Source organism: Streptomyces sp. NPDC006435 (assembly GCF_040612315.1).
GTDB lineage: Bacteria > Actinomycetota > Actinomycetes > Streptomycetales > Streptomycetaceae > Streptomyces.
This window is the reverse complement of record NZ_JBEXPY010000019.1, coordinates 1-10,847: the sequence shown is the minus strand read 5'-3', so window position 1 is coordinate 10,847 and position 10,847 is coordinate 1. Positions and strand designations below refer to the sequence as shown.

Genomic DNA, 10,847 nt, shown 5'->3' with positions numbered 1-10,847 from the left:
CCGATGGCCGTGAACAGCGACGCACCCGTCAACCCCTTCGACGCCGACGGCGGGGCCGACGCCTTCCTCGTCCTCGTCAACGAACAGCGCCAGTACTCGCTGTGGCCCGAGTTCGCCGACGTGCCGGCCGGCTGGACGGCGGTCCACGGGCCGTGCCCGCGCCAGGAGGCGCTGGACCGGATCACCGCGCACGACACCGGGCTGCTGTCCCGGTGACCGCACCCGAATCCCGTACCGGTCGGGGCGGACTGCTGCCGACGCCGCGCATCCGCCCCCGGCTCGCCGTGGTCCTGGTCTACGTGGCCGCGATGTGCATGAACGGCCTGGACTCGACCATCGTCAACCCGGCCCTCTACACCATCGCCGAGGACTTCGACCGGCCCGTCTCGGCGGCCAACACCGTCGAGACGGCGTTCCTGGTCGCCCTGGCGCTCGCCCTGCCGGTGGCCGGCTGGCTCGGCGACCGGTACGGCACCAAACGGGTCTTCCTCGGCTCGCTGGCCGTCTTCACCGCGGCCTCCGCGCTGTGCGGACTGGCCTGGAACCTGCCGGCACTGGTCGTGGCGCGCGCGTTGCAGGGCCTGGCGGGCGGACTGCTGACCCCGGTGGGCATGACGCTGCTGTTCCGGGCGTTCGCCCCGCCGGAGCGGGTCAAACTGTCGAAGGTGCTGATCGTGCCGACGGCCCTGATGCCCGCCCTCGGTCCGCCGCTCGGCGGCCTGCTCACCGAACACCTCTCCTGGCACTGGCTGTTCTTCGTCAACGTGCCGGTCGGCGTGGCCGCCGTACTGCTCGGCGCGATCGGGCTGCGCGAGCACGTCGAGGGCACCGCCGGCCCGTTCGACCGGGCGGGCTTCTGGCTCGCCACGCCCGCCCTCGGCCTGCTCACCTACGCGCTCGGCTTCGGCCCGGCGCACGGCTGGTCCGACCCCCCGGTCGTGCTGGGCGCGGTGCTGGGCACGGCACTGCTGGTGGCGACCGTCGTCCAGCAACGCCGGGCCCCGGCACCCCTGCTGGGGCTGCGGCTGTTCGGCGACCGGTACTACGGGACGGCCGCCGCGCTGGCCGCCCTGACCGCGGCCGGGCTGATGGGCGTGCTGTTCGTCGTCCCGCTGCTGTTCCAGGCCGCCCTGGGCGGCTCCGCGCTGGACGCCGGGCTGAGCGTCTTCCCCGAGGCGATCGGCCTGATGCTGGCCTCGCAGACGGTGGACCGGCTGCTGCCCCGGCTCGGCCCCCGCCGCCTGGTGGTGACCGCACTGCTGCTGGCCGCCGCGGTGTTCGGCGCGCTCGCGGTGCCGGGCACGGCGGAGAACGGCTGGGCGGTGCGGGCGTTGATGTTCCTGATCGGGCTGGTGCTCGGAACGGCCGTGCTCACCGTGCAGATCGCCGGGTTCGAGACCGTCGCGCCGCCCGACATGGGCCAGGCGATGGGTCTCTTCCAGATCGTCCGCACCCTGGGCGGTGCCCTCGGCATCGCACTGTGCGCGGCCCTGGTCGGCGGCGGCGCGCACGGTGCGGGGACCACGATGGACGCCGGTCCGTTCCGTACGGCGGTGTGGGCCACGGCCGCCCTGGTGGCCCTGGCGGCCCTGCTCGCCCTGCGGCTTCCGCGCACGGCACCGCAGCCCCCGCAGCTGGACGACGGGGCATCCGGCGGAGCCGGGAGCCCGGAACCGATGGCCGCCCCCTGACGGCCCGCCGCCCCGCGCACGGGCGCCCCGCGAGCCGATCGCGGGGCGCCCGTGGCACGTCAGCCGGTGCGCACCTCGGTGTTCTGGCCGACGTGCAGCAGCCAATGGCCGTCGTCCCGTCGGGTCATGACGTAGAGCGGCGAGCCCTCCGAGTCGCCCTCGGGCGCGTGGTACACCTGGCGGATCTTCACGGCGGCCACGTCGGGCCGCAGGAACCGCGTGTGCACGACCTCGTAGGTGACCTGGCCGTCCCAGTCCGCTGCCGGCAGCACGGCGCGCGTGAACGCGGCGATCTCGTCGAGGCCGACCAGGACCTTGCCGTGCGCGGTCGTCCAGAGGGCGTCGGGGTGGAAGAGGGCGAGGAAGCCGTCCGCGTCCTTGGCACGCTGGGTGCGCTCGACGGTGGCGACGATCCGTTCGATGGCTTCGATGTCCGCGGCGGGCACGGTGTCGGTGGTCATGCGGACCACCCTGCAACCTCGACCATGATTGAGGTCAACAGCCGTTCCCCGCCCGTCGCGGGCCGCCCAGCAGGTCCACCAGGGCGTCGGCCAGGCCGCCGCGCCAACAGGCGTAGTCGTGGCCGCCGTTGAACTCCCGGTAGGTCACGTCGTAGCCGCGGGCGCGCAGCACGTTGCGCAGCCGGCGGTTCTCCGCGAGGAGCATCCACTCCTGGACGCCCACCTCCAGCCACAGCCGGACCGGCCGCCGGTGGCCGGAGGCGTACTGCCGGGTGAGCCACTCCGCGCCCCTGTCGGGGTCGTCGTCCGGCCACCAGAAGGACCCCGACTGCGACACCGCGAGGCCGAACCGGTCGGGGCGCCGGAACGCGGCGAACGCGGCGGTCAGTCCGCCCGCGCTCTGCCCGGCCACCACGGTCCGCCCCGGCCGCACCGGCGCGCCGAACTCCGCCTCCGCCCACGGCAGCAGGGTGTCCGCCAGCCAGTCCACGAACGCCCCGTTGCAGCTCAGGTCGTCCATCCGGGCGCTCATCGTGTCCACCAACAGCGCCGCGGTCGGCGGCAGCGATCCGGCGGCGTGCATCCGGTCCAGCATGCCGCCGGCGTCCAGCACCGGCCCCCACATCTCGCCGTCGAGCAGCACGACGACCGCCCGCGGGGCCACCGGGGCCCCGTGCCCCGCCGGAAGCCGGACGGTCACCCGGCGGCCGTCGACCTCGTGCTCCGTCGACGTCCCGCGCGGCACGGGGCCGTCGTCGGCGACGTACGGTTGCGGCGGGGCGTCGGGCAGCGACAGCACCGAGGCCGGCCGGCGTCCGCCGTGGGACGGCAGGAGGGGCGCCGGGCCGAGCGGATCGGGCAGGGCCCGGTCCAGCGCGGCCCGCCAGGACACCCGGTCGGTGCGCAGCAGTTCCTCACGGGTGCCGTGACCGGGCAGGAACTGGTACGAGGCGCGGTGGTCGGCGCGCAGCCGGTGGGAGAGCGCCCATGCGGAGGTGCCCTCGACGCGCCGCATCAGATGCCGGGTCAGGTCACCGGCGTGCCGGTCCCGGTCGGTGACGGTGTGCACCAGGAGCAGGACGTCCGTGGCGGGCCGGTCCGGGTCGTCCCGCCAGACGAAGGTGACCAGGCGGTGGGCCGGGTCGCCCTCGGGGTCGGGTTCGACCAGCGGGGTGCCCGTCCGTCCGGCGCGGAGCCAGAACTCCGCCTCGGCGTCCGGCACCCCGGCCCGGACCCCGTCGCGCAGGGTCCGCAGGGCGGGGCTGGGGAGAGCGGTCACGTTCGTCTGCCTTTCGTGCGGGTCGTGGGAGTCGTGCGGCTCGTGCGGAGGCGGTGGCGGCTCACACCCGGGTGGCGGCGGACCGGCCCAGCAGCACCCACAGCAGGAAGGGCCCGCCGAGCACCGTGGTCACCACGCCCACCGGCAGTTCGGAGCCGGAGAAGACGATCCGCCCCACGGTGTCGGCGGCCACCGTCAGCACCGCACCGGTCAGCATCGAGGCGACCAGCGGCACCCGCAGCGGACCGGCGAGCCGGGTGGCGATGACGGGGGAGGCCAGCGCGACGAACGCCACCGGGCCGCACACCCCGACCGCCAGGCCGGCGAGGGCCACGGCCAGCAGCATGCACACCAGTCGCACCCGGTTCGGGTGGACGCCCACCGAGGTCGCGGTCACGTCGTCGAAGCGCAGCACGGCCAGGTGCCGCGCCACCGCGAGGGCCGCCGGGACGAGGACGACGAGCCCGATCAGTACGGGCACCGCCACCGAGTAGCCGCGCCCGTTGAGGCTGCCGGAGGTCCAGACGTACAGCGAACCGGCGGAGTTGAGGGAGCGGCGGGACAGCACCACCTGGGTGACGGCGGAGGCCAGGGCCGACATCGCGAGGCCGACGACGAGCACCCGGTAGCCGCGGGTGCCGAGGCCGCCGGAGACGGCGGTGACGACGAGCACGGCGGCCAGCGCCCCGAGCGGCCCGGCCCACCAGTCGCCGAAGGTGCCGGTGGCGCTGAGCGTCACCGACAGCAGCACGGCGGCGGTGGCACCGTCGTTCACGCCGAGCAGTTCGGGGGTGGCGAGCCGGTTGCGGGCCAGCGTCTGGGTCAGACAGCCGGCGAGCCCCAGGGCCGCGCCCGCGGCCAGCCCGGCGACGATCCGGCCGAGCCGGAACTTCTGCACCAGCAGGACGTCGAAGCGGTCGCCCTGCCCGAACACCGCGCGGAAGGTGCGGACCACGCCCATGTCGCTCTGGCCCGCGTACGCGGACAGCACGACGGCCACCACCGCCAGCGCGGCGAGGGCGAGCACGGCGAGCGCGGGCCGCCGGTGCACCAGCAGGGAGAGCGGGCCGCGGCGCAGGACCGCCGTGCCCGACGCGAGCGCCCCGGCCTTCTTGGCGGTCCGGGCGGGCCGCAGTTTCCGCAGGGCGCCGGTGAGTCCGGCCGGTACGAGGGTCCGGCCCGGCTTCGAGGGGGCGCCGTCGGCGGCCGGTTCGGTCATGCCCATCGCGGTCAACTGCCGCGAGCGCACGATGCCGATGAGGACCGGCGCGCCGATCAGCGCCACGATCACCGACACCGGCGCCTCGAACGGCCGGGACACCACCCGGGCCGCCACGTCCGCCACCGTCAGCACACCGGCACCGATCAGCCCGGCCAGCACCACCCGGGCGGCGGGCCGGGTGGCGGCCAGTGCCCGGGCCAGGAACCCGGCGAGGAGGCCGAGGAAGGAGATGGGCCCGGCCAGCGCGACCGCGCCGGCGGTGAGCAGGGTCACGGCCACCGCGACCGTCGTGCGGATCACCGAGGGGCGGTGGCCGAGGCCGCGGGCGAGGTCGTCGCCGAGGGCGAGGGCCGACAGCGGCCGGGTCACCAGCAGCGCCACCACGAAACCGACGACGAGCACGGGCAGCAGCCGGCCGAGCTCCCCGTACCCGTCCACCCCGGCCAGGGAGCCCAGCACCCAGAACCGGAACCGGTCGTAGGTCTCGGCGGAGTTGACCAGGATCACACTGGTCAGCCCGCCGAAGGTGGCGCCCAGCGCGGAACCGGCGAGCACCAGCCGCATGGGGGAGCTGCCGTTGCCCCGGCCCGCGATCAGCAGCACCAGACCGCTGGCGACCACCGCGCCGACGAAGGCGCACACCAGGTAGGCGTAACCGGAATTCAGCCCCAGCAGAGCGATGCCGGCCACCACACCGAGCGAGGCGCCCGCGTTGACGCCCAGCAGGCCGGTCTCGGCGAGCGGGTTGCGGGTCACGGCCTGGAGCAGACAGCCCGCCACGCCCAGGGCCGCCCCGACCAGGACGGCGGTGAGCGTGCGGGGCAGCCGCAGATCTCCGATGACCAGGGCCAGACGGCTGTCCGAGCGGGCACCGTGACGATTCAGCAGATAGTCCAGCGCCCCGCCCGGACCGACCTCGCCCGCGCCGACGCACAGCGAGACGCCGCACAGCAGGACGAGGGCGGCCGCGAAACCGGCGATCACCGCTCCGGTGCGGCGCCGGGAGGGCTCGGCTGCGGGACGGCGTTCCGTTCCGGCCACGGGGGCGGTGGGGGAGGGCCGCTCGGCCCCCACCGTCAACGTCCCTGTGTTTCCGCCCTCTTGTCCGTCGGAGCGGGAGACCTCGGAATGCCGTATGTGCATGAAGTGAGGTTAGCCTAACCATAGAAAGCCGAGGTCGCCGGTCGAATGACGGGTGGCTGTCAACTTTGCTCGAATAAGGTTAGGCTTGCCTTACGAAGTGGGGGTCAGTCGTGTCCGAAGTCATATCCGACGCTTCCGTGCCCATGGCGGAACGAAACACCGGGAGCCACAACGGCGCCCCGGGCGGGAGCGGAACTCTCGCCGGCCGCCGTGCCCTGGTCACCGGAGCGGGCCAGGGCATCGGCGCGGCCGTCGCCCGTGCGCTCGCCGCACAGGGCGCCCACGTGGCGGCGACCGACCGCCGCGCCGAGGGCGTCGAGGCGCTCGCGACCGAACACGCCACGGCCGAACGCGCCGTGGTCGACGGCGGGTCGAAACCCGGCGGCATCACCCCGTACGCCATGGACGTCACCGACGCCGCGGCCGTGCACTCCGTGGTCGACACGGTCACCACCCGGCACGGCCCGCTGGACATCCTGGTCAACGTGGCGGGCATCCTGCGCCCCGGCCCGGCGGCCGAACTGTCCGACGAGGACTGGGCGGCCACCTTCGCCGTGAACACCACCGGGGTCTTCCACACCGCACGGGCCGTCGCCCCGGGCATGGCGGCCCGCGGCCGCGGCAGCATCGTCACCGTCGGCTCCAACGCCGCCGGCGTGCCCCGGGTGCACATGGGCGCCTACGCGGCGTCCAAGGCCGCCTCGGCGATGTACACCAAATGCCTCGGCCTGGAACTCGCCCGCACCGGCGTCCGGTGCAACGTGGTCGCCCCCGGTTCCACCGACACCGCCATGCAACGCGCGCTGTGGCAGGACCCCGAGGCGCCCCGCCGGGTCATCGACGGCGACCCGGCCGCGTACCGCACGGGCATCCCGCTCGGCCGGATCGCCGACCCGTCCGACATCGCCGCGGCGGTCCTGTTCCTGGTGTCGGACCCGGCCCGGCACATCACCATGCAGGAGCTCTACGTCGACGGCGGCGCGACCCTTCGCTGACCGTCCTCCCCGCGCACATCCCGCGCACCGAACACCCCCGAACCCCCCGCACCGCGCGCCCGCGCCCGCAGCCGGACGTGCGAGAAACGGAGCCATCGTGTCGACGGCACCACAAGTCGCCGCGTCCCACACCCTCGCCGAGCCGGACCACCCCGCCGTGGGCGTGGCCACCGGCCTGCTCAACTCCTATGTCCCGGGCGCCCGTTTCCTCGGCACCCCGACACGCACCCTGCTCGGCGAAGGAGTGCACAGCGAGGTGCCGCACGACGAGCGCCCGCCGGCCCTGCGGGTGGCCGCCACCCTCGCCGCGGCCCGCTCCGCCGGGCACACCGCCCCCCTCGTCATGGGCGCCATACCCTTCGACCAGGACGCCCCCGCCGCGCTCGCCGTGCCGGCCGTCCTGCACACCGCGCCGCCGCTGACCGCCGACCCGCTGGTCGCACTGCCCGCGGACCCGCCCTCCCGGACCGACATGACGGTCCACCAGGAACCGGCGCCCGAGCAGTACGCGGCATCCGTCGCCGCCGCCGTCGAGCGCATGTGGAAGGGCGAGTTCAGCAAGGTCGTGCTCGCCCGCACCCTGCGGATCGACGCCACCGACCCGTTCGACGTCGCCGCCATGCTCCAGCGACTGGCCCGCCGAGACCCCTCCGGCTACACCTTCGCCCTGCCCACCGGACCCGACCGCACCCTGCTCGGCGCCAGCCCCGAACTGCTGGTGTCCCGGCACGGCTCCCGCGTGGTCGCCAACCCGCTGGCCGGCTCCGTACCGCGCAGCGACGACCTCGCCGAGGACGTACGACGCGCCGCCGCCCTCCTGGAATCCGCCAAGGACCTGCACGAACACGCCGTCGTGGTCAACGCGGTGGAGGAGAGCCTCGCCCGGTACTGCACCGACCTGACGGTCCCCGTCCGGCCCACCCTGGTGCGCACCGCCACCATGTGGCACCTGTCCACCACCGTCACGGGCCGGCTCCGCTCCCCGGACACCGCCGCCCTCGAACTGGCCTGCGCGCTGCACCCGACCCCCGCCGTCTGCGGCACCCCCACCGACACCGCCCGCCGGGTGATCCGGGAGAGCGAGGGCTTCGACCGGGGCTTCTTCACCGGCATGGTCGGCTGGGGGGACGCCGACGGCGACGGCGAATGGGTCGTCACCATCCGCTGCGCCGAGGCGGAACCCACCTCGCTGCGCCTGTACGCCGGTGCCGGTGTGGTGGCCGCCTCCGATCCCGAGGCGGAGACCGCCGAGACCGCCGCGAAGTTCCGCACCTTCCTCGGCGCCGTGGGGGCCCGGCTGTGATCGTCCACCCCACCCCGACCTGGCCCGCCGAGTACGCCGAGCGCTACCGCGCGGCGGGCCACTGGCGCGGCGAGACCTTCGGCGCCGTGCTGCGCGGGCGCGCCGCCGCCCACCCCGACCGCGTCGCGATCGTCGACCCGGCCGCCGGCACCCGCCGGACCTACGGCGAACTCGACGTCCGGGCCGACCGGCTCGCCGCCGGGCTGCTCGCCCGGGGCATCGGCAGGGGCGACCGGGTGGTCGTGCAACTCCCCAACATCGCCGAGTTCTTCGAGGTGATCTTCGCCCTCTTCCGGATCGGCGCACTGCCGGTCTTCGCGCTGCCCGCGCACCGCGAGTCGGAGATCGGCTACTTCTGCGAGTTCACCGGGGCCGCCGCCTACGTGATCGCCGGGGAGCACGACGGCTACGACTACCGGGAGCTGGCGGCGAAGGTCCGGGCCGAAGTCCCCACCCTGCGCCATGTGTTCGTCGCGGGGCCGGACGCGGGCCCCTTCGAGCCGCTGGACGCGGTGCACACCGACCCCGTGCCGCTCGACGGGCCCGAACCCGGGGACCTGGCCTTCCTCCAGCTCTCCGGCGGCAGCACCGGCATCCCCAAACTGATCCCGCGCACCCACGACGACTACATCTACTCGCTGCGCGGCTCCAACGAGATCTGCGCGGTGGACGAGCACAGCGTCTACCTGTGCGCCCTGCCCGCCGCCCACAACTTCCCGCTGTCCTCGCCCGGCACGCTCGGCGCGCTGTACGCGGGAGCCCGGGTCGTGCTCTGCCCCCGCCCCAGCCCCGAGACGGCCTTCCCGCTGATCGAACGGGAACGCGTCACCATCACCGGTCTCGTCCCGCCGCTCGCCCTGATCTGGACCGAGGCGGCGCCCACCACCCCGTACGACCTGAGCAGCCTGGACGTCCTGCTGGTCGGCGGCGCCAAGTTCAGCGAGCAGGCCGCACGGCGGGTCCGCCCGGCCCTCGGCTGCACGCTCCAGCAGGTGTTCGGCATGGCGGAGGGGCTGGTCAACTACACCCGCCTCGACGACCCCGAGGAGACCGTCGTCACCACCCAGGGCCGCCCCATCTCCCCGGACGACGAGATCCGCATCGTCGACGACGCGGACGAGGACCTGCCCCCGGGCAGTTCCGGCCACCTGCTGACCCGCGGGCCCTACACCATCCGCGGTTACTGGAACGCGCCCCAGCACAACGCCCGCGCCTTCACCCCGGACGGCTTCTACCGCACCGGCGACATCGTCCGCCGCACCGGAACCGGCCACCTGGTCGTGGAGGGCCGGGCCAAGGACCAGATCAACCGGGGAGGCGAGAAGATCGCCGCGGAGGAGGTCGAGAACCACATCCTCGCCCACCCCGCCGTCCACGACGCCAACGTGGTCGGGGAACCGGACCCCTACCTCGGCGAACGAACCTGCGCCTACGTCATCCTGCGCGCCGGCGCCGAGCCGCTGAAGCCGGTGGCCGTCAAACGCTTCGTCCGCGAACGGGGCCTGGCCGCCTACAAGGTGCCCGACCGCGTCGAGTTCGTGACCGCGTTCCCGCAGACCGGGGTCGGCAAGATCTCCAAGAAGGACCTCCGGGCCGCCGCCCACGCAGGTGCGGAGCCGGCCGCCCGCACGGCGGGCACGGACGCCCCGTCCCCCGAACCCCCCGCCACCGCCCCCGAACCCCCCGCCACCGCCCCCGAACCGGCCGCTCCCCGGCCGTCCGCCCCCGCACAGGACTGAACGAGACACCCACATGGCCCTGCCCAGGATCACCCCGTACCCCATGCCCGCCGCCGCGGATCTGCCGGCGAACCGGGTCGACTGGAAGGTCGACCCGGCCCGCGCGGTCCTCCTCGTGCACGACCTGCAGAACCACTTCCTCTCCGCCTACGACGTCGAGGCGTCCCCCGTCCCGGAACTCCTGGCGGGCGTCGCCGCCCTGAAGGAGCGTGCGGCGCAACTCGGCATCCCCGTCCTCTACACCGCCCAGCCGGGCGGGCAGACCCGGGAGGAACGCGGCCTGCAGCAGGACTTCTGGGGCTCCGGCCTGCCGGACGACCCCACGGCCGCGGCGATCGCCGAAGCCGTCGCGCCCGGCCCGGACGACGTGGTCGTGACCAAGTGGAAGTACAGCGGCTTCGCCCGCACCGACCTGGCGGACCGGCTGACCGCCCTCGGCCGTGACCAGCTCGTCGTCACCGGCGTCTACGCCCACATCGGCGTGCTGATGACCGCCTGCGACGCCTGGATGCGCGACATCCAGGCCTTCGTCGTCGCCGACGCCGTGGCGGACTTCTCGGCCGAGGAACACGCCATGGCCCTGCGCTGGGCCGCCGGCCGGTGCGCCGTCGTCACCACCGCCGACACCGTCCTGGAAGGGATCTGACCCGTGGCACTGACCCTGCAGCAGATGCGCGAGGACATCGCCGACATCCTGGGCGAGCCCGTCGACGACATCCCCGACGACGAGAACCTCGTCGACTACGGACTCGACTCCATCCGCCTGATGGCCCTGGTCGGCCGCTGGCGCGAGGCGCACGGCATCGACATAGCCGTCGCGGACCTCACCGAGCGCCCGGCCGTGGAGGCCTGGGCCGAACTCCTGAAGGCCACCGCCTGATCGGCCCTCCCCGCCCGGGAAGCGCCACATCCCCGAACAGCCGTCGGGCCGGCCCCACCAGCGCGCCCACCGGGGGGCGGGGGGGACGCCCGACGGGCCGAGGGTGGGGGGGGGCCCCGGGGGCCTACCCGGGA

General features: G+C 74.6%; 10 protein-coding genes. 7 read left to right on the top strand and 3 right to left on the bottom strand.

All coding sequences use genetic code 11. From position 1 onward, the window contains the following. Positions 1-3: 3 nt before the first annotated feature. Together ABZZ04_RS19650 and ABZZ04_RS19645 are read left to right on the top strand one after the other, a co-directional pair. Positions 4-216, top strand: a complete 213-nt coding sequence (locus ABZZ04_RS19650) for an MbtH family protein (RefSeq protein ID WP_356933472.1) — start codon at positions 4-6, stop codon at positions 214-216. Beyond that, a complete protein-coding gene (locus ABZZ04_RS19645; RefSeq protein WP_356933471.1) occupies positions 213-1,691 on the top strand; it encodes a DHA2 family efflux MFS transporter permease subunit in 1,479 nt (492 codons plus the stop codon). Before ABZZ04_RS19650 ends, ABZZ04_RS19645 begins: the two co-directional genes overlap by 4 nt. A gap of 59 nt (positions 1,692-1,750) precedes the next feature. Here the strand turns inward: ABZZ04_RS19645 and ABZZ04_RS19640 are convergent, their stop codons facing one another. The 3 genes from ABZZ04_RS19640 to fhuB all read right to left on the bottom strand — a co-directional run bounded on the left by ABZZ04_RS19640 (position 1,751) and on the right by fhuB (position 5,796). Then, positions 1,751-2,152, bottom strand: coding sequence for an SgcJ/EcaC family oxidoreductase (locus ABZZ04_RS19640; RefSeq protein WP_356933470.1), 402 nt, complete (start codon positions 2,150-2,152; stop codon positions 1,751-1,753). A gap of 34 nt (positions 2,153-2,186) precedes the next feature. After that, positions 2,187-3,431, bottom strand: a complete 1,245-nt coding sequence (gene fes / locus ABZZ04_RS19635) for an enterochelin esterase (protein WP_356933469.1) — start codon at positions 3,429-3,431, stop codon at positions 2,187-2,189. 61 nt (positions 3,432-3,492) lie between these two features. After that, positions 3,493-5,796 (bottom strand): Fe(3+)-hydroxamate ABC transporter permease FhuB, encoded by a 2,304-nt coding sequence (gene fhuB / locus ABZZ04_RS19630; RefSeq protein ID WP_356933468.1) that lies wholly within the window; start codon positions 5,794-5,796, stop codon positions 3,493-3,495. A gap of 143 nt (positions 5,797-5,939) precedes the next feature. Between fhuB and ABZZ04_RS19625 the strand changes: the two genes are divergently transcribed. The 5 genes from ABZZ04_RS19625 (at position 5,940) to ABZZ04_RS19605 (ending at position 10,713) form a co-directional block, all read left to right on the top strand. Further along, on the top strand, positions 5,940-6,791 hold the full coding sequence (locus ABZZ04_RS19625) for a 2,3-dihydro-2,3-dihydroxybenzoate dehydrogenase (protein ID WP_356933467.1): 852 nt from the start codon (positions 5,940-5,942) through the stop codon (positions 6,789-6,791). A 97-nt stretch (positions 6,792-6,888) separates the two neighbouring features. Next, a complete protein-coding gene (locus tag ABZZ04_RS19620; RefSeq protein WP_356933466.1) occupies positions 6,889-8,094 on the top strand; it encodes an isochorismate synthase in 1,206 nt (401 codons plus the stop codon). Continuing rightward, positions 8,091-9,833: a (2,3-dihydroxybenzoyl)adenylate synthase gene (locus ABZZ04_RS19615; protein ID WP_356933465.1), complete on the top strand. Its 1,743-nt coding sequence runs from the start codon at positions 8,091-8,093 to the stop codon at positions 9,831-9,833. The genes ABZZ04_RS19620 and ABZZ04_RS19615 overlap by 4 nt, the downstream gene beginning before the upstream one ends. 13 nt (positions 9,834-9,846) lie before the next feature. Continuing rightward, positions 9,847-10,479 (top strand): isochorismatase family protein, encoded by a 633-nt coding sequence (locus ABZZ04_RS19610; protein ID WP_356933464.1) that lies wholly within the window; start codon positions 9,847-9,849, stop codon positions 10,477-10,479. Between the two features lie 3 nt (positions 10,480-10,482). Continuing rightward, positions 10,483-10,713 (top strand): phosphopantetheine-binding protein, encoded by a 231-nt coding sequence (locus ABZZ04_RS19605; protein ID WP_356933463.1) that lies wholly within the window; start codon positions 10,483-10,485, stop codon positions 10,711-10,713. Positions 10,714-10,847: the final 134 nt, after the last annotated feature.